This is a genomic window from Polystyrenella longa, from assembly GCF_007750395.1.
Classification (GTDB): domain Bacteria; phylum Planctomycetota; class Planctomycetia; order Planctomycetales; family Planctomycetaceae; genus Polystyrenella; species Polystyrenella longa.
Window position 1 is genome coordinate 5,754,028 of the sequence record NZ_CP036281.1, and the last position, 21,021, is coordinate 5,775,048.

Annotated in this window: 9 protein-coding genes and 1 pseudogene (1 of these 10 only partly in view); 8 read left to right on the forward strand and 2 right to left on the reverse strand. The window is 51.6% G+C overall.

The annotated features are described in order from the left end of the window. The 5 genes from Pla110_RS20995 to Pla110_RS21015 form a co-directional block, all read left to right on the forward strand. Positions 1–11,646, forward strand: the end of a protein-coding gene (locus Pla110_RS20995; RefSeq protein WP_144998924.1) for a putative Ig domain-containing protein. It extends 15,576 nt beyond the left edge of the window; 11,646 of the gene's 27,222 nt are visible here — the last part of the coding sequence; the start codon falls outside the window, past its left edge; it ends in the stop codon at positions 11,644–11,646. Between the two features lie 47 nt (positions 11,647–11,693). Continuing rightward, positions 11,694–12,212, forward strand: coding sequence for a hypothetical protein (locus tag Pla110_RS21000; protein ID WP_144998926.1), 519 nt, complete (start codon positions 11,694–11,696; stop codon positions 12,210–12,212). A 132-nt stretch (positions 12,213–12,344) separates the two neighbouring features. Further along, positions 12,345–13,778, forward strand: a complete 1,434-nt coding sequence (locus tag Pla110_RS21005; protein ID WP_144998928.1) for an IS701 family transposase — start codon at positions 12,345–12,347, stop codon at positions 13,776–13,778. Positions 13,779–13,809: 31 nt separating this feature from the next. Further along, positions 13,810–14,178 (forward strand): hypothetical protein, encoded by a 369-nt coding sequence (locus Pla110_RS21010; RefSeq protein WP_144998930.1) that lies wholly within the window; start codon positions 13,810–13,812, stop codon positions 14,176–14,178. An 83-nt stretch (positions 14,179–14,261) separates the two neighbouring features. Beyond that, positions 14,262–14,795: a hypothetical protein gene (locus Pla110_RS21015; RefSeq protein ID WP_144998932.1), complete on the forward strand. Its 534-nt coding sequence runs from the start codon at positions 14,262–14,264 to the stop codon at positions 14,793–14,795. A 1,447-nt stretch (positions 14,796–16,242) separates the two neighbouring features. Here the strand turns inward: Pla110_RS21015 and Pla110_RS21020 are convergent. Next, entirely contained in the window at positions 16,243–17,175 is a 933-nt protein-coding gene (locus Pla110_RS21020) for a carboxylesterase family protein (RefSeq protein ID WP_144998934.1), read from the reverse strand. A gap of 367 nt (positions 17,176–17,542) precedes the next feature. On the opposite strand from Pla110_RS21020, the pseudogene Pla110_RS21025 reads away from it, so the two are divergent. Beyond that, a pseudogene (locus Pla110_RS21025) lies at positions 17,543–17,980 on the forward strand (integrase core domain-containing protein); the annotation flags it as partial. A 21-nt stretch (positions 17,981–18,001) separates the two neighbouring features. Then, a complete protein-coding gene (locus Pla110_RS21030) occupies positions 18,002–18,349 on the forward strand; it encodes an integrase core domain-containing protein (protein ID WP_144998936.1) in 348 nt (115 codons plus the stop codon). Between the two features lie 255 nt (positions 18,350–18,604). On the opposite strand, the gene Pla110_RS21035 is transcribed toward Pla110_RS21030, so the two are convergent. Beyond that, entirely contained in the window at positions 18,605–20,221 is a 1,617-nt protein-coding gene (locus Pla110_RS21035; RefSeq protein ID WP_144998938.1) for a sigma-54-dependent Fis family transcriptional regulator, read from the reverse strand. 224 nt (positions 20,222–20,445) lie between these two features. Here Pla110_RS21035 and Pla110_RS21040 point away from each other — a divergent pair, with 224 nt between their 5' ends. Beyond that, a complete protein-coding gene (locus Pla110_RS21040) occupies positions 20,446–20,994 on the forward strand; it encodes a carboxymuconolactone decarboxylase family protein (RefSeq protein ID WP_144998941.1) in 549 nt (182 codons plus the stop codon). The last annotated feature ends 27 nt before the right edge of the window (positions 20,995–21,021 follow it).

Below are 21,021 nucleotides of genomic sequence, written 5' to 3' on the forward strand. Positions count from 1 at the left end.
CAGATCACGCTCTCCAACCCGCAGACTACTAACGCCTCCGGTGCGGCTTTGATTGCGGGTGCCGCAGCAACAACGATCATCGATGATGAAACGAGCAGCGCCCCTATAGTGTTCAATATCACCGGGGGAAAGAACGCTTCTGAAAATTCGCCTGAGAACGAACTCGACTACACGATTGGCTACACCGGAGCGTTGACTGCCGGTGACATTGCTCAGATCAATGTCCTTCACAACCTGAATGAGACGACCGTGAGCGACTACGACGTGGACGTCGTCACCGCGATTCAGAATGCGGCCGCCGCAACAGACGGCGTTCTGTTCGACGGAACGACGCTCACCTTCTTTGGAGGCAACGATTATCCGTCCAGCATCGACTTTTCGGTTGTGCTTGCGGACGATGCCGAGCTGGAATCAACAGAATCATTCAGTATTGAGCTCAGTCAAACGACTGGCAATACCTCAATCACCGGTCTCGACTTTACTGAAGAAGGGATACTGACTTGGACGCCCGATTTCGAATCAAGTATCGACGTCGAGATCACAGTCAGCGACGGCCGCGGTGGTTCGGCGACGCAGACGTACACGCTTACGTCGTACATTCCCAATACACCACCCGACATCAGTTCGGTTCCCTCCGGACCCGCTGTCGTAGACGACGAGTGGACGTATCAGTTAGATGCCTTCGATATCGATGAGGACTCGCTCAGTTACGCATTGAATGCGAGTGCGCTGAGTTCTGGATTCACAATCGATGCCAACGGTCTTGTCAGCTGGACGCCTACCGCCGTCGGCAGTGAAGCGGTCGAAATCACCGTTTCCGACGGGCGGGGAGGGATCGCCATTCAGTCCTTCACCATGAATGCGATTGCCGAGCATACCCTGAATCACGCTCCCGTGATCACTTCCGTACCGGAAGGGCCCGCCGAAGTCGGATCCACTTGGACATACAATATCGTCGCCACCGATGCTGACCTCGACCCGCTCAACTACTTCGTCTCGGTTCCGGCACCGGAAGCCCCCTCCGTCGTCGTCGCCTCGATTGCCGGAAGTATTGTAGACAATCAATCGACTACCAGTAGCGAAGCGACGTTTGCGATCTCAGGCGATGCGACCGTCACCGAAGATCCGAACGACGCCGATGGAAACACAGCCAACTATCAGGTTACCTTCACCAGTTCGCTGGCCTCGACGGAAACCGCCTCGGTCGACATCTCTCAATTTCTGGGCGACACCACCTCGGGTGATTTCTCGGAAACAATGATCTCGGCTCTGACAACGGCAGCTAACGCCGAGTCCTCCGTCTCGCTGAGCGGTTCCACGCTGACGTTCCAGGGGAACGGGACTGTCTCCAGCAGCGCCGAAGAGGAATTTGCCACGGCAGCCGTTGCCGACGTGGGGGCGGGATCTGAAGAATGGGCAAACGTCAGCTATGCTGCTGATGGAAATGAATCGACTGCTGCCCACGCTGTCCTCGATAAATATGAGTTCCCTGATCCTTTGCAGCTGACGGATTACGATTTTTCGATCCCTTCAACAGCAACGATCGAGGGGATTAAGGTCACGGTTAATACCTCCGGTTCTAATAATCCGATGACGCTGACTTCACCCATCGCAATTACAAAAGACGGCACGAGTGACGCGGGAACCCCGGGCACTACTACTGGTACTTGGAGTGGTGGAACCGTCGTCTATGGGGGAAGTTCCGACTTATGGGGAACAACATGGACCGCTGCGGACATTAATTCCAGCAATTTTGGCGTCATCGTTGCTCCGCAAGGCAGTAACAATGGGCCTGACTACTACGTGCATTCCGCTAAAATCGAGATCACCTACGAAAGTGTTACCGGCGACGGTACTACTGTGCTGCAATTCAGCTTGCCCGTGACCAACGACAGTGAGACTGAAGAGAGCGAAGCGTACGCCCTTCAACTATCTAATGCTCAAACGGCAAATACCGACGGCGTGTTGATTACACAGAACACGACCTCAACGACGATTGTCGACGACGAAACGACAGCGGCTCCGATCGTATTCTCTATCACTGGGGACACATCGACCACGGAAAATACAGGCGACGTGGACAATAATGAAGCAACCTATACCATCTCCTACACGGGAACACTCGCCGAAGGTGAAGTGACCCGAATTGATGTCGTTCACGTTCTGAATGATACGGCGAGTGCGGACTACATTACTGATGTCGTCACTGCACTCACCAGTGCTGCCGCAGCGACTTCGGGTGTAGATTTCGACGGGACAACGCTCACCTTCTACGGAGGGGGCTCCAATCCGAACAGCATCGATTTCACCGTCGTCCTCTCAGACGACGCCACATCCGAATCGACAGAATCGTATCGTATTGAATTACACACGACCGAAAGTCCTTACGTCCCGATCGGCATGAACCTGACCTCCGGCGGAGTCCTGACCTGGGACTCCACCGCGGAAACCGAACTCGACATTCTGATTACCGTGGACGATGGTCGTGGTGGATACGCGACTCAGTCCTTCACCCTCTCTTCCGTCGACCCGAACACACCGCCAGGCATCACCTCGGTCCCCACCGGCCCGGCCTATGTCGACGAACAATGGACTTACCAGGTTGAAGCGGAAGATCTCGAACAGGCGACCTTGGATTTCGATCTCGATGCGGCCTCCGTCAGTAATGGATTCGCGATCGACTCCAACGGTTTGATCACCTGGACGCCCACCGCGGTCACATCCGAAACTGTCGAAGTCACCGTCACGGATGGAAATGGGGGTTCCGGCACGCAAACGTTCATGATCGATGCCATCGTGCGGTCGACGATCGACAACGCTCCCACGATCACCTCGACACCAGAGGGACCGGGACTGACCGAAACCCTCTGGAGCTACCAGGTGACAGCCACCGATCCCAACGAGGATCCCCTTACGTTTTCCCTCGACCAGGACTCGCTGAACCGGGGGATGACGATTACCGATGGACTGGTCGAATGGACTCCAAATACTATAGGCGGCTACCCGATCATCGTAAGCGTGGACGACGGCAATGGTAACGTAGTCACCCAATCGTTCACATTGCAGGTCATCGACTCCAGTGCGACAAATTCGCCCCCGGCGATCAACTCCTCTCCCCAGGGGCCGGCTTATCTGAATAACGAATGGTCTTACCAGGTCGACGCAACCGATCCTGACCTCGACCCGCTCACTTACAGTCTTGATAGCGCTGGCCTCGCCGCCGGGCTACAGATTTCGGCCGGCGGCTTGATCACCTGGACGCCGACCGTTGAAACCGAAATCACCGCCGTCATCACGGTCGAAGACGGCAAAGCGGCCTACGCGACGCAAACATTTACGCTGGCCTCAATCAACGAACCGCCACCCAGCAACGATCCGCCGGTTATCAGTTCTGTTCCCGGTAATCAGGTCAAGAGTGGCGATCTCTACTTATACCAAGTGAGTGCATATGACCCGAATGGAGATGCGCTCATTTACTCCCTCGTCACCGCCCCCAGTAGCATGACGATCAGCTCGTCCGGCTTGATCAGTTGGACGGCGGGCGACGCCGACACGTATTCTGTTTCAGTTAAAGTGGAAGACTCCTCTGGGGCAAGCGTGACGCAAACATACACATTACACGTCCTCGAAGAACGCCCGCCGCTGGAAGAAAATGAGCCGCCGGTGATCACCTCCACACCGACCGGTCCCACCGCGCTCAATCGAGGTTATCAGTATCAGACAATCGCCTCCGACGCGAACCAGGATGTGATTACCTTCAGTCTCGACCAGAACTCTCTGGGTCGGGGAGCGACGATCGATTCCGAAACTGGGTTGATCGAATGGACGCCGATCACAGCCGGTACGTTCGAATTCACCGTCACGGCAACCGATCCCTTCGGAGCTTCGGATTCTCAGACATTCTCACTACCAGTCGTCGACAACGCGCCTCCGTACATCACCTCCAAGCCGGATCAATACACCGATATGGATGTGGAATACACTTATGCGGTAACCGCTCAGGATCCCAACCCGGGCGACACGATCACCTATTCGCTCTCTTCTCCTCTGAGTGGCATGAGCATTGATGCCCAGACCGGTCAATTCAGCTGGACACCCAGTTCCATCGGCGTGTTCCGAGTCAATATAATCGTCACTGACAACGTGGGAGCCTCCTCCGGGCAATCGTTCGATCTCGTCGTCAGCGATCCCTCAACTCCTAACCAGAATCCGTCGATTATTTCCAGTCCACGTACCAGCATCCAGTTGGGAACAAGTTTCGTTCATCAAGTCATTGCCACCGATCCCGATTTCGACGACTTGAATTATAGCCTGCTGGCAAGTGCCCCTGGGGGTATGGTCATTGATAATGGTGGCCTCATTACCTGGACACCCGACGGAGAAGATGTCGCTACTTCACCTCATTCATACACCGTTCGAGTTGAAGATGGCCACGGTGGTTTCACCGAACAAACCTACTTGCTGAGTGTGGTCACTTCCGAAGTGAATTCCGCTCCCGCGATCACTTCTACACCGTCAGTGAATGCGACTACGGGACTTGGCTATGATTACCAAGCGGCAGCCACCGATCCGGAAGCCGACAGTCTTGTCTGGAATTTGAACAATGGTCCCACAGGGATGCAAATTGATTCCGAAACTGGGTACCTCAGTTGGTCTCCCAATCTAAATCAGATCGGTCAACATGATGTATCATTGACGGTGACGGATACCTATGGAGGCAATTCGACGCAGACGTATACGTTGACTGTCCGTAGTTCAAACCTGGCGCCCATGATCGACTCGTTCCCTATCACCGAGGCTATCGCAAATACCGCATATTATTATCAGGTGGACGCGTACGATCCAGATGGGGATGAGATTACTTACAGTCTGGCAGCCTACCCATCAGGTATGACGATCAATGCCACTTCCGGAATGATCAACTGGACGCCCGCCGGTTCAGGCTCTGTCAATGTCATTGTGCGTGTTACAGACGCTCGCGGGGCTTCGGTTGACCAGAGCTACACCCTTGTCGTTGCGGCACCGGCCACAAACGAGCCGCCTCAATTCGCATCGACCCCTCCTTCGCTGGCGCTGGTTGGTACCCTCTATACGCATGCGTTGCAGACGACAGACCCGAACAACGATACCGTGACTTTCGAGTTACTCAATGGCCCAACCAGCATGTCCATCGATACTAATACCGGCCTCATTGAATGGACACCTGCTTCAGCCAGTAGTAATTGGGAACCGATTCGCATTCGCATTTCCGACGGAACCTATCTCGTCAGCAAAACATTTTATGTCAAAGCCCGTGCGAACTCCGCACCAGCCATTGCGGCGATCAATGACAAAACTATTTCTGCCGGAAAATCTTTCCGGGTCGATGTGAATGCCAGTGACCCCGATGGAGATCCAATTTTCTACAGTCTGACAACAGCCCCAGATGGAGCCACTGTGGATGACTTCGGGCGTATTCTGTGGACGACCGACAGCAGCGACGTCGGCACACACCCCGTCACAGTGACCGTCACCGATCTTCTGGGTGTGTCGACGTCCGAGACGTTCGACATTACGGTTAACGCCGACACTGAAGTTCCATTTGTGAATCTTTACATCGATACCTACCCTAATGGTAATCTCGGCACCGAAGTTCGTCTGCAGTTATACGCCAACGACAACGTCGCGATCGCTTCCAAAACATTGAACCTGGCCAGCATCACTGTCGGTGGAACGACCACTCCCATCAATCGAGTTCTCGTCCTTGACTCCAACGGTTGGACCACATTGACATTGGACCAGATCGGTACACTTAACTTCGAAGGAACGGCAGTTGACCTGGCGGGTAACGTTGGTACGGCAACGCCGATTTCACTCCAGGTGGTCGACCCCGCAGATGTTCTCCCTCCTTCCGTAAACATTCTCCTGCCGGACAGCGATGCCATCCTGACGGAGCCCACCGATGTCATCGGTTCCGTGGATGACGACATACCCGCAAGCGTGAGCTGGACGTTAACTCTCAACTCGTTAGATGGCTCCATTTCGAAAGAGCTGGGAACCGGTACCGGTGCTCTGTCGAATGCCGTCTTGGGAGAGATAGACACGACTCTCTTGCCAAACGGAACGTACGCCCTCACCCTTGACGCAGTCGATAACGGGGCTCATTCAGCGTCTGAGACAACCTACATCGAAATCGAAGGCGCCCTGAAGCTCGGCAACTTCTCCGTCTCCTTCCTCGATCTCGCAGTCCCCGTTGCTGGCATTCCGATCACCATCACTCGTACCTACGACACTCTCAACGCCAACAAACAGGGTGACTTTGGATACGGTTGGAATCTCGACATCTCCAACGTAAAGGTGGATGTCGACTATGTCTCCGGCGTTCCCCAGGAAAGCTCTTTGGGCGATGACATCTACTATCCGCAGGACACCCGTATCGTCATCACCATGCCCGATGGTTCCACCGAAGGCTTCACTCTCTATTATGCACCCGATGCCGAGACCGCCATTCCAATCTACGGTCCAATGTATTGGATCCCGAAATTCCAGTCCGACTCGGGCAATCAGACCGAACTGGTCGTTCCTGAAATTCTTCTTCAGCAAGTCGAAGGGGAAATGTACTTGCCCGGTACGTTAACCGGTTACAACCCGACACTGTCCGAATTCGGCGGTGGCTTTACCCTCAAATACCGAAACGACGCTGAACTCTTCATTGACGGGGACGATCTCCAGCTCAGTACTATCAAAGACAGTGACGGCAACAAACTCTTCTTCACCGAGACCGGAATCACCAGCGACAGCGGTCGGGGTATTGAATTCGAACGAGACCAGGCGGGCCGCATCAAAGCGGTCATCGACCCGCTCGGTAACCGCATCACATACACGTACAATGCCAACGGGGATCTCATCGCCGTCACCGATCGTGTTGAAGCAACGACCCAGTTCACCTATCTCGATGAATCTGGCGATCCCGCTCACTATCTCGACGAAATCATTGCTCCCAACGGCCTACCGGCTGCCCGCAGCGAATATGACGAAACCGGTCGCCTGACGAAAGTCATTGACGCGGACGGTCAGACGATTCTGCTCGATTACGACTCCGACCTCAAGAAAGAAGTCCGCACTGACCAACTTGACGAAATCTGGACGACCTGGTACGACGACAACGGTAACGTCATCCGTACTGAGGACCCACTCGGTGGCATTGTTATCATGACTTATAACGATGACGATCTGGTTCTCTCCGAAACCAGAGTCATCGGCTCAGAAGATGATGGCGTTAACGGGGAGACTGATGATCTAACGACTTACTACACCTACAAAGCCAATGGCGACCCCCGTACCGTTACTGATATCTTCGGCAATACGAGCCAAAGCTTCTACAACCCGGATGGATTCCTGTACCAGCAAGTCGACACCTTCGGGAATGTCACCCGCTACTCCCAAAGCCCTTACGGAAGCGGGAACAAACAGTCAGTCACCGATCCGTTTGGAAACACGACGACCATCACGCAAACGGCCGACGGAGGAGGCAATCGGTACGACTTAATCGAAGACCAGAACGGCAACATCACTCGTATCGATTACAACTCCTACGGTGACGTTATCAAAACCTCAGGGTCACTAGGAAGCCCTGTCACCTTTACCATCGATGACCTGGGGAACCAAATTGGGACCTCTGTGATATGGGTTAACCCCGACAACCCAACTGATACTCACACACTTTCTTCTTCGACCGAATACGATGATCAAGGTCGCGTTTTCCACACCACAGACGCCCAAGGGAACGAATCCTGGACGAATTACAATAACATCGGACAGGTCGCTTCGACGACGAATGACTTAGGTCAAAGCACCTACTACCTGTACGATGCTCGTGGCCAAGTGGTGATGTCCATCAATCACGATGGTTCTTATTCGCAAACCGTCTTTGATGCTAAAGGACGTTCCACCCATTCGGCCAGTACAAACTATGCCGGCCTGTCGCGTGGCGGTTCTCATTCCATCTACGATGCCCTTGACCGCGTGATTACTTCAGAGAGTCGTGATGATCTAACAATCCAACTCGTTGATGCCAATGAGGTCGCTTTCAACGTCTCCATCAACGCCCAAGGCAAACTCATTGACGACGCGACCTCACTCGAAGTCGATCTTGACGCCATCTTTGGCACGATTGTCACCAATGCAGGAACCGTGACGGATTCCAGTAGCACGGTCTACGATCCCATCAGTGGCCGGATGCTGAGCACATCCAACTTCGATGGCGACACCACCACCTACGAATACAACGAAAAAAGCCAGCAATCAGCGGTTGAGAGTGTTTCTGATGGCATCACGCGACGTAGTGAAACGGAATACGATGAGTTCGGTCGGACTTACATTCAACGTCAATTTGTAGTTGATTTAAATAACCCGACCGCCGATCCCGAAATCCGTGAAACCATATACGAATACGACGAATTTGGCCGGCAATTTCGCACGACCGATTACCACGGTCGTGTCTCTACTACCACCTACGACGACCAAGGTCGCGTTGACACTCAAACTTCTTATAACGGCACCGTTACCAAGAACTACTACGACAATTACGGGCGTCAATACAAAACGGACGTCACCGTCGGCACCGAAACCCGTACAACTGAAACCGTCTACGATAGCAACGGTAACCGCGCCCAGAATATCGATCCACTAGGCCGAATCACCATGTATGCTTACGATCAATTCGGTCGCCAAGTCAGCATGACACAGGTCGTCGGCGGTATCGATGGTTCAGCCGGACACGAATCCGAAACAGATGATCTGGCCACTCAGACGTTCTACGACGTCGATGGAAACATCGATTACGAAATCAACCAACTCGGCCTCACCCGCGATTATGAATACGATGCCGAAGGGCGACTCACGGGCGTCGTCTTGCCGCAAGTGTATGATCCGGTTTCTCAGCAAACAATCTCCCCTCGTTACGTTTATGTTTACGACGATCACGGAAATCAAACCGAAATCCACGAGTACACATCGGCAACAGTCTTCCGCAAAACCACCTTCACTTACAACGATTACGGTCAACGACTCACGCGAGAGCTTCCTTCAGGCGAAATCGAATACTTCACCTACGATGTCGAAGAATACCGCCAGGATACCCACACCGATTTCGAAGGCAACATTGTCGATTCCGTCTTTAATGCAGATGATTTCCTGGAGCAAATGCTCTACTTCACTCCCGGTTCCGATCCTGCAGTCGACGCTCCCGCCGAAACGGTCACCTATGGTTACGACGACTACGGTCGCAAGATCTCGATGACCGACAATCGCGGTACCACCACTTACAGTTACGATTCCAACGGACGCCAAAACCGGATTGAATCGCCTGAAGGAATCATCAACTACGAGTTCGATCCGATTACTGGCCAGAAAACTCGCACGACGACCGAAGAAATCGGCACAGCCAACATCACCAACGATTTCCGGTACACCTACGACGATTGGGGCCGCCTAAAAACGGTCGAAGTGCATGAACAAAACGATGTCGTGCTCGTGAATCCTGAAGTCACCACCTACCAATACGACTTGGTCGGCAATCTCACCTACACCTTCCTGACCAACGGGACCATCACTGCCTACGAGTACGACGAACTCTACCGTCTCGATTTACTCACGCATTACTACGGAGATGGCGACAATATCAACGACACGGATATGTCGGACAACGTCAAAATGGCCGAGTACGATTACACCGTTCGTGCTGATGGTCGTCGCACGGGTGTCACTGAATCAACTTGGCAATCTGATGAAACGCTCATCACCACCGACATCTTCAGTTGGACGTACGACAACCTGGGCCGGATGACGCAAGAAGTCCTCGATAGTACCGACGACTCGCTCGACTTCACCGCTACTTACACGTTCGACCTCCTCGGTAACCGGCTTACTAAAGACCTCGACTATTTTGCCGATGACACGCGTGATGAAGTCATCACTTACACCTATAACAGCGCGAACCAACTCACGAGCGAAGAGAAGGTCGTGGGGACCGTGGATGTCGGCACGGCTGTTAACGACAAACACACGGTCTACTCCTATACCGGCACACTGCGAACCGGGAAAACGGTTTACAACAAAGTCGATTTTGAAACGCTGTCTTTCCCCGATCCACTTGAACACACGACCTTCGAGTATAACCTGCAAGGCCGCATGGGCAAGGTGACGGTCGACACCTACACCGGTAGCAGCATCACCAAACAAGAGGTGACCGAATACGAATACAATGAGCGTGGTATCCGGACCGAAGCCCATCATACGGTCGATGAAGGCAACGATAGTGTTCTGGAAGTCGATGAAACGACCACCTACCTGAACGATCCAAACAACTTCACCGGTTACAACCAGGTGCTCGAAGAAGTCACTTACGACAACCTTGCTGAGGCGGAAAAAGACCGGGCGATTTACACGCTCGGAATGGACATCATCAGTCAGTTCCGCGTGAACAGCAGTTACCCCGCCGGCTTCGACACGGTCTTCCACTACGACGGCCACGGCAGCACCCGCATGCTGACCGACATGACCGGCGCCCTGGCCGTTTACAACACCGTCACGCAACTCTTCCGGTACGATGCATACGGAGAAGCAGTCGGCTTCAACAAATCGCAAGCCGCCACCAACTTCCTCTACTCCGGAGAACAATTCGACCAACGCATCAACCAACAATACCTAAGAGCTCGTTACTACGACCTCTCCACCGGAACCTTCAACCGCCTGGATCCCTTCTTCGGAAACTTGAAGGATCCACAATCCCTCCACAAATACCTCTACACCCACGCCGACCCGGTGAATGGTATCGATCCAACGGGGAGATCGTTTGGGTCATTGGTTGGAACAGCACTAGTCACTGGAGCATGGGGAGGAGCAATAGGTGGTGTAGCGGGAGGTGTTCTTGCTAAGTTTAACGATCAAAGTGTATGGAAGGGAATAGGAATTGGAGCTGCATCTGGTTTCGTTGGTGGGCTTCTTTTACCATTCTCGGCAGCTTTGGGAACTGCAGGGTTTACTGCTATGGGAGTAACTACTGGTTCTGCTGCGGCGTTTGGATTATTTGCTGGTGGGATATTTGCCGGTTCTGTTAGTGGAGCGTTAGACGCTTGGTTACGGGGTGAAAATCCAGTTGAAGGGGCAATGATAGGTGCTTTTACAGGATTAATTGGAGGGGCAGTTGCAAAAGCAGTTGGTTCTTCGCTAAACGCAATTGCGCAAAGAGCTCCATCATTAACCGACGATGTGATTCAAGGACTAAAAGGTAGTGAAGTACTAGTCCTTGGTAGAATACAAGATGCAGTCGAAGAGTTGGCTGACGAACTAAGAAAAGCAGGAGTGAATGCTTATACTGTTGCAGATCCTGCAAGGAAGTTTGCCTGGATGAAAGCGATTGAAGACTGGGCCGAAGCTAATCCCGCATGGTTTAGAAATGTTTATCGAGATCTTGCAAACTATGTTTCTGATGCCGGTCAGATTATTAGAGCAAATAAAATAATTCAAAATACTTGGGATTGGACCAGTAGTGGATATACGACACTCGAAATGATCGAAACAGGTATTTGGTCGTCGGTTCGTCGTTTGGGGTTAAGTGAAAAAGGTCCAGAAACAATTGTTCGTATTTTACGCGAAAGACTATAATTTAAAACACACATTAAAAGTAAGTGTAATACAGAAGGAATTGCATATTGCCCATCATTCATAAAGACGATGATCCTGAGTCATACATTACTTTAAATCCAGGATTGCGTATTACATCTAATAAACTCATTGAAGTATGGAAAAATATACTATTTTTCGGACGTTCTCGTTGTGTCTGTAGAACAAATATTGCCAATGTGCAAATTAACCTCTATTACTCTAAATATTTTAGAACTCCTTGTGGGAATTTTGGAGAAGATGACATTGGAATGAATGCCGTTTTACTGTCTCAGACATTAGGAATCCCACGACTTGATTCAAATACGGTACAATTATTACGCGAAAATAATCATTTAATCTGTTTTGGACAATGCGAAGTAGATATTGATAATAGACAATTAATATTACAAGGTTCTAACTTGATTTATCCGTTCTCTTCTCTTGATCTAGGGAGTGACGGTATTTTAAGAGCGAAACTACACGGAAATGCAATAGCCCAGATCCCAGATATTTGTATTGGGCGACTTATTTCATTGATTGAAAATTTGGTGGATGAAAACAACTGATATTCAATCCAAACCTATTAATTCAATGTTTCTAGTTCGACTGTCCAAGATTGATCTTGTCAGCTTAACGTCTGCTACGACAAACTGTTAGAAGTGTATTGTCCTTCTTCATACTCTGCGGGAGAAAAGGCGATGGAACGTGCTTTTCTGAAACGAAAGGGAGTGCTCGATGGCGAGTGCCGTGTCTCTTCTCGATATTTCGCGGCATCACTGAACCGGCTCGAACAATTTATGGAGCCCTTCCTCGTCAACTATCGACGGCATGAACAAGCTGAACACGCCACCACGATCGTACAAGGATTCTGTTCTGATCTCGCACACAAAAACGGAGAATCGATCGCGTACCTCTTTGGTTTGGATCGCAAGGCGATCCAGCATTTTCTCGGTGAATCTCGCTGGCAGGATCAACCTCTTCGAAAAGAACTCGTCCGACAGATTGGTACGAAGTTGGGAGAATTCGATGGGGTGCTTGCCTTTGATCCGTCGGCATTTGCCAAATCGGGAGATCAATCTGTCGGTGTCGCGCGGCAATGGTGTGGCCGGTTGGGAAAGATCGAGAACTGCCAGGTTGCTGTCTACATGGCCTACATCTCATCAAAAGTTCATGCCCTCGTCGATACGCAGTTGTATCTGCCAAAAGAGTGGACGCAGGGTAAAACTCGTCTGAAAAAAGCGGGAGTGCCGCAGGAAAACCGGAAGCATAAAACCCGTCATGAACTCTGTCTGGAACTGCTCGACCAACATGGGGATCGGCTGCCGCACGCGTGGATTACGGGGGATGATGAAATGGGGCGTCCCGCTGATTTTCGCCGAGAATTACGGGAACGGAGCGAACGTTACCTGCTATCTGTTCCCTCCAATACAACCGTTCGTGATCTGGAAAACGCAGAGCCCGAATGGTGTGGTAATGGTCGTCCTCCGAAAAGACCCTCGGTTCGAGCGGACCGTTGGGCAAGTGGACAGTCAGCGTCTGTCTGGAAACAGATCGTGATTCGTGATGGAGAACAGGGGCCGCTGGTTGTTGATGCATTAAAACGTCGTGTGTCTACAGGACAACGTGCACGACCCACGGCTGCGGAAGAGGTGCTGGTTGTGATTCGATACCGGGACCGGGACTTGAATGTCGTGAAGACCGACTATTATCTGAGTAACGCCGAGATCGAAACGCCGCTGGAGGAGTTCTGCCGGGCGGCGAAAGCCGAACATCGGATCGAAGAGTGTTTGCAACGGGCCAAAGGGCAAGCAGGCTTAGCGGATTACGAAGTTCGCAACTGGGTTGGTTGGCATCATCACCAGACGTTAAGCCTACTGGCGAATTGGTTCCTCACCGTCGAAACAGGGCGGTCGGAAAAAAAAGACACCGTCAATGACGTTAAATCAAGTTCGAGTGGGCATCGCTTCCATGCTTCGTGTGGCACTCGAGTACGATACACCCCGAAACGTGAGTTGGCGAATCGAACAACGCTTAAAGCGGAACCAGCAAGCTCGTTACTATCATTGGAAACAACGCAATCGATTGCCTCCCACAAACATCGAACGACAACGGATATAGGACAGTCGAACTAGAAAACTAACACCAATCGGGGTCCCTTCAAACATGCCCAACTGGACCGAATGCACCACCGAAAACGCATCAACATACCTAGCGTTACTCCGTAGCTCGGCGGCTGTCTATGCAGAAACCAAACCCGAAGAGCTGGACTTGTTACTTGGCAAACGACCGGGACGAGCGTTTATCTATCAAGACGAGAAACAAGGCTTTTACTTTCTGCTACTGATGACCCCCAGCCCTTCCAACCCCGACATCCTCAAAATGGTCCACGCCATCCCCGGCGGCAATTTCGATCCCGCAGAAACCGTCCGCATCGTCATCACCAAAATCCGTCAACTCTTAGACGAACTGGGTGCCCCAGTCCCCTCAAACGCTAGAACAAAAAGAACATCACTAATGCCCGTTCTGGTATGAACACTCGAGTCGTTAAATTCGCTTTCGCTCAAGTGAGAGGGACTAATTGATAATCAAAAGCTATTCAGTTGGTACGTAATAACATGACAATCTGGCAAAAAATCGAAACCCCATCCGATCGCTCCGAATACTTCACTCTCCTCAAGTCATCCAGCGAGGCATATGCCGATGCCCAGTTGGACGGGCTTAATCGGTTGTTGGATGAGCGGAACGGGCAGGCGTATCTGTATCAGGAGACGGGACCGCCGGGTTTCTTTCTGTTGTTGTTGATCACGCCGAGTCCGAGTCCGTCGCGGGAGGGGGTGTGGAAACTGGTCCATTTTCTACCGGGAGGCGAGTTCGATCCGGAGGAGGCGTTGAGGATACTCGCCCGCCAGACACGGAAGGTGCTGGATGAAATGGGGATCACCCGATACTACGGTCGCCCGTTGAAACATTACAACAACCCGCAAACCGTCGAATTCTACAAACAAGCCCGCGAACGCCTCTGGGAGCTGACTGAAGTCGAAGACCGCCCCGGTCACATCGCCTACACATACCACCTCCACCGCGACCCCACCCGCCACAACGAAGACGAACTCTTCCAACGCCAAAGCCCTGCTGAACAACAATCCTGAGGTCGTATCCTGAAAACTGACCCAAACAGAATCCAGTGGTTCATGAAGTTCTCACTCGCCATCATTCCCAATCGCGTACTCTCAAAATCACTCTCGTTAGATACTGGAGATCGTATTATTGTCGATCAAATATAGCATCGAATTCCAATCATATCGGCTTAACTTGAACCCTGCTCAAAGCTGATCAGCTTCGGAGCCTTCCGCAAGAATTAAAACCCAGTGTCTCATTCTCTTAAAAGAAAATGACGCACTCTTCCCTCCAGACACCTTTATCAGTTGTCCTCAAATTCTGTCTGAATGGAAATCGAAATAATTGCGAAACAGAATAGAGTGACCACATTATCGTTTTGAAATAGTCGATCTGACCCTGAGTATCAACAACGAAATCGATTGAGTGGTCGACCGCGTCTTGCAAACGACGAAATCATCGACATATTACATTTCAATGCGACAACTATAAAAAAATCTATCTCCACCTTCCGACTGTCGAAACCAATAAGATAGCGAATTGCATGTCCGATCCACTCAATCGTTAACCCTTCAGCCCAAAACGCCTTACAACCCCCACCGATTTTGTGATCAGTGTCTCCCAGATTTCATGGACCGCTGTATTTAAGGAGTTAGGAGGCATTCACGATAAGTCTGACAGGTTCTCTTACATTGATGGCTGTCGTCTTGCTTTGCGATTGGATACCACACGATTTTGTAATCGTTTACAAAATCTCATATTGCTGTGTTTTTCACGACAAATAATCCATCGCTGTTTCGGTGATCAATACCGTACAGTAAAAAAACACAGCCGAACTGCAAATGCTATAACGCAAGCGGTTTCCGAGTGTGGTCCCTCCACGTCTTCGAACGTCTCTTGCGTTTTTTTCCACACGTTTTTTGCAACTTAATATCCGGGTCAGTATTGCCCCGGTAAGCTTCTGATTCGACGGACTCGTTTTGCGGTGAATGGTATAGTTTAAGCCTGACGACCCATTCTCATATTGGAGCGTGAATCGATGAAATTCATTATGTATCCCTGGAGCTGGTTTGTTCTTAAGGTAAGGGCTCGGCTCAGGGGCGTTCACTGATCATTTATTGAGTCATTGCTGCTCGCGAAACTGCTACGGCTGACTGCCTCCCAACTGAACGCATCAGTTGTGTTGATTGTAGAGGCTTGCGTTGTTGCCAACTTGCAAGAAGACACTTGGGCCCAAGGAATACATGGGGTCAGGGGATACATGGCGTCAGTACCCTACCAAGATTCTAAGTTACCAAGTTTTGAGTTCGGTTAAGTTCATCTTTCAATACGCGAAGGAGATTCCCTTCGTCTCCTGAGGAAACTAGAACCTATCTCGAAACCGATGTTTTAGTGAACAGCCTGGCCTGCCAAGTGCATGGTTGGTTCCTCAAATAAGAGGACTGGCTTATGTCTATTCGATCCCAGAGGAAATCAGTATTACCGCTTGTCCAACCGCTGAGCGAAGAGCCAGTCCCAGACATTATCTGTCTTGTCACACTTATCGCTACTGTATTGAGTGACGTAGCCCTTCTCTTGACTGTCGCCGTTGAAGGAGAATGCGTATTGCGCGGCCCCGTGGCCCACGTGCTTCAGTTGGGTGAACTTCACGTTTCCGCCGACGTCCTTTATGCGTCCGAAGATTTCCCAAGTAAACTCCGCTGGGACTTTCTGGTCGAGTCTACCGTGAAATGTCCAGACGGGGACGTCCTTGAACTCTGCAGGATCCTTCCAGGGTAGCATTCCGCCCGCGCTGGGAATCGCTGCGGCGAATCTCTTCGGCGCTGCCCAAATCGCGTTCCATGTTCCAAACCCGCCCATCGAATGACCGATCGCATAAACGCGATTCGTATCGACGTTGAACTCTTCGGAAAGATGATCGATCAATCCTAAGACTTTGGTGAGCGACCCATTGGAGATGGGGCCCTGCGGATAGTTTCGCTCTTCAATCCGTTCTTGCCATGCTTCGGAATACGTTTTCTTGAGCGATTCTGTCAGTTCCGGAATTTCCTCACCTGTAATCAACCAGCGGCCTGGTGACTGAGGAACCACGATGATACACGGATACTTCGCCCGCCAGTTCTTATCGACAAACGTAGCGCACCAGTTTCGCAGATTGCTAATATTATCATTACCCACTCCCGCCCCACCATGCAGATTCAAGATGAGTGGGTATTTCCTGGTGGGTTTATAATCAGCGGGGAGCAGCAGACGGTATGGCATCCCATCGAACTCGTGAGGCTCAAAGGCTTTGATGATTTCCTGTGGAACTCCTGCCCCCCTGTTTGGCACTCGGGGTTTGTCTTGTTGATCAAGGGTCTGAGCCGCGCAGGCAGAAACAATCAGACACGCGCACGCGAAATAGATTTTCATGATTAGGTCCCGTCCAGGATAAGTGTGGCGGCTGTCGGTCCCGAAAAGTCTTTAATAACAGTAGGCTACGCCGCCAGAATACGCTAGGGTTATCTGGAACGCGCTCTAGAATCCCCGGTAATCTAAGCTGACACTCGATAGTGACTTCCACAAATCTGGATGGACGTCGCCCGTTGAACGGCAATGTTATCCTATCCTGCCTCTGAACTTACCAACAATGGGATTTGCCTGTGCCCATCTCAATATAACGCATTCTTATTTCCGAGAGGGCTTATCGTAAAAAACTCAGCCGAGATCGATAATCATAAATTTTAAGCGGTGGCATGGCTGACGAGCGACGGATTTCGAACTAGCCTCGTTTCGCGGCCTATTGATTGTTGTGGAACGCAGACTCAACAGCGAACACGTTCTGGAACGTCTCAGTGACCTGTTTGTCAGACGTGGGGTGCCTGATCATATTCGGAGTGACAACGGACCGGAATTCACCGCCGGACAAGTTCGTGAGTGGCTTCAGAAAGTGGAAGTAAAGACCTTGTTCATCGAGCCCAGGAGCCCCTGGGAGAACGGTTACATTGAATCGTTCAACGGCAAGCTTCGAGACGAATTGCTTGATGGCGAGATCTTCGATACGTTATTGGAAGCGAAAGTGTTGATCGAGCGTTGGCAAAAAGAATACAACACGATCCGACCACACAGTTCACTCGGCTACCGAGCGCCGGAGCCCGAAACGAAACAGCTCTATCCGCCTGCATCGCTACGCTCACGCCGGCGGATAGAGCTGTCCCCTGATACAGTCGAACACTAAGTCATGTGACTGGTGTCATTCATGGGGGCAGGTCAGATTTTTCAACCACTACGAGGTTTTCTGAAGAAACAGACTCAGATTGATCCGGTACCTCTTCCACCAAAAAGTCCAAACATGAATGCGTATCTTGAACGATTCACGAGAAGCTTGAAATCGGAGTGCCTGAGCAAGATGATCTTCTTCGGTGAGCTCTCACTCGCACAAGCGCTTAATGAATACGTTGCCCATTACCATTCCGATCGGAATCATCAGGGACTCGATTATCAATTGATTGAACCTGGTGTTGAAGTTGGAAGTGACCTTGGTTCAATCGAATGTAGTGAACGTCTTGGCGGTCTGCTCAAGTATTACTACCGCGACGCTGCGTGAATCAGCCTCGAATAGATGTCGATCCTCGTGTTGTGATTCCCTGCTAGCGTTGCGCTCGGTAGGTCATTTTAGCGTCGAATCTGATAGCAGCGTTCAGGTCGCGAAACGAATCTCGTTCGAACCCCATCACACTTCCGCAGCATACTCTCCAAAATGTACTAGTTTTGAACGTCGGCCCAATATCTTTGCTATGCACCTTCGAATCGTTGTGTTTGGCCAGCATTAGAGCCTACCGTTCGCATGAGCCGATTTCAGTCACTTTGAAATCCCCAGCGACTTAATTCTGGACGCAAGCGTCGTGGGTTTCATGGCCAGACGATCTGCGGCGCCATCCTTGCCATATATCTTGCCGTTTGCTGCAGCGAGTGCCCGTCGGATGTTTGCGATTTCAATCTCGCGCAATTCAGCAATTGTGTAAATTGGTTCGGTATCTTCAGAATCCAGTGTATCTGCGGCAGCTTTTGAAACGATCTGCTTATCCGAACGAGTCGGTATATCGAAGCGAAGACGACCGTCGACCGCCACTATAACCGCCTTTTCAATGACATGCTGTAGCTCTCGAATGTTTCCGGGCCAGTCATAATTCTGTAATTGCCTCAAATTGGCGAGGGTGAGCCGCAGGCGCTTCCGTCCAAGCTGTCGAGCGTAGCGCGCAAGGAAGTGCTCCGCGAGCAGCGGAATGTCTTCTAATCGCTCTCGTAACGGTGGAATTTCAATCGGAAAGACGCTCAACCGATAATAGAGATCCTGGCGAAACCGACCTTGGATGGCCTCTGAGCGTAGATCTCGATTCGTCGCCGCAATCAGCCTCACGTCGACCTGACGCGTTCTGTCCTCTCCGACCCGCTCCAGTTCACCCTCCTGTAAAACGCGAAGTAGCTTCGACTGCAAGTCGAGTGGGATTTCACCAATTTCATCGAGGAAGAGCGTGCCACCATTGGCAAGCTCGAAGCGCCCCGTTCGATCACGAAGTGCCCCCGTGAACGCTCCCTTTGTATGACCAAAGAACTCGCTCTCATACAGTTCTCGCGGAATTGCCGCGCAATTTACCTTAATAAGAGGCCGATTGGTTCGGCTGCTACGTCGGTGAACTTCTCGGGCGACGAGTTCCTTACCCGTACCGCTTTCACCAAGGATCAGCACCGACGATTCGGTGGGTGCGACGAGATCAATCTGCCTCGCTAAGGTTCCGAGGGCAGGACTACCACCCACGAGCTCTCCAAAGGAGGCGCTCTCGACCTCTTCCCGCAAATACTCGTTTTCCATCTCCAGTTGCATCTTGAGCGTTTCAATCCTTTCGATTGCCGACGCATTGGCGATGGCTGCAGACAAGTGATCGGCGATCATGCCAATCCACTCTCGACACGAATCCTCCACCGGCTCGCGGGAAAACACTGCCAGGACGCCAAGCGTCTCGCCACGATAGATCAACGGGAGGCCGACCATGGCTTTGATCGCTTGCTCTCGAATCCAATCGGGACACACTATCCACTCCTTTTCTGCAGACATATCGTCTACCTGGAGTGGCAACCCAGTCTTCGCGATGTGGCCGACCTTACGAACCCCGACCGGAAACCGGCGAAACTGCCCATCGAGCCCTTCCCAGTGCTTACTCGAATCTTTCGCGGAGTTGCCGTAACTGGCCACCAAATGGAGACATCGCTCGCGAGAATCACATTCCGCAGCCATCAGACAATTCGCGCAATCGTCCTCCAACGGGGCGCGCATCAACCAGATCCGAGTAAGGACAATGGCGTTGCTGGAGGCCAACAATCTCGTCGCGAGCGGCAAGAGCGCGGGCAAATGGTGCTGTCCCGATAGGTCGAGCAGGATCTGCTTAGGATCCCCAAAAATCGAGTGCGTTTTGAGCATAAAAAACCAAGACAGGAACGACTTTTCGTTAATCCAACACGACATTTCGTTTTTACACGAAATGTCGTGACCATTCAAGTCTCGTGGGATTCACCGTAAGTATCTATTTCTAAGAGGCTTATGGGTTCATCTTCAGTATGGCACGGCTCGTGCTTTTGGAGAGCCGCGAGCAGGATTGTTACCTGCCAACCGACAACCTCGCACTACCCTAAAGGAAAAAGATCATGACTCGACTTCAACAAGTCCAATCGACCGATGCAGCCGGACGCACGGCTAAGCTTTTCGATGGCATTCAGAAGAAACTGGGGTCAGTCCCCAATATGATGCGTGCAATGGGAAACTCCCCCGCGGCTCTGGGAGCTTATCTCTCGCTAAGTAATGAACTTTCGAAAGGCTCGTTGACTGCTCCGCAGCGGGAACAAATCGCTCTGGCAGTCGGGCAAGCAAATGGCTGCAACTACTGTCTCTCCGCGCACTCGGCCCTGGGCAAAATGGCCGGCCTCACCACCGATCAGATTCGGGATGCTCGCCTTGCCTCGGCCGTCGATTCAAAAGACGACGCTTTGCTTCGATTTGCACTCAAGCTCGTGACCAACCAAGGCCACGTCGCTGATAGCGATCTCCAGAGCCTTCATGACCACGGCTTCACAGACGGTGATATTGTCGAGGTTGTGGCTCACGTCGCGCTCAACATCTTTACCAACTACTTCAACCACGTTGCCGATCCGGAAATCGACTTTCCTCGCGCAGCCTCGCTTGAAACAGCGGCCTGAACAGTCGGTGACAAGCAACCATGAATA

Coding starts and splice junctions, on each gene's coding strand:
- Pla110_RS21005 (WP_144998928.1), top strand. CDS start 12,345: ATGGAACGTGCTTTTCTGAAACGAAAGGGAGTGCTCGATGGCGAGTGC.
- Pla110_RS21030 (WP_144998936.1), top strand. CDS start 18,002: ATGGGGGCAGGTCAGATTTTTCAACCACTACGAGGTTTTCTGAAGAAA.
- Pla110_RS21035 (WP_144998938.1), bottom strand. CDS start 20,221: ATGCTCAAAACGCACTCGATTTTTGGGGATCCTAAGCAGATCCTGCTC.
- Pla110_RS21015 (WP_144998932.1), top strand. CDS start 14,262: ATGACAATCTGGCAAAAAATCGAAACCCCATCCGATCGCTCCGAATAC.
- Pla110_RS21040 (WP_144998941.1), top strand. CDS start 20,446: ATGACTCGACTTCAACAAGTCCAATCGACCGATGCAGCCGGACGCACG.
- Pla110_RS21010 (WP_144998930.1), top strand. CDS start 13,810: ATGCCCAACTGGACCGAATGCACCACCGAAAACGCATCAACATACCTA.
- Pla110_RS21020 (WP_144998934.1), bottom strand. CDS start 17,175: ATGAAAATCTATTTCGCGTGCGCGTGTCTGATTGTTTCTGCCTGCGCG.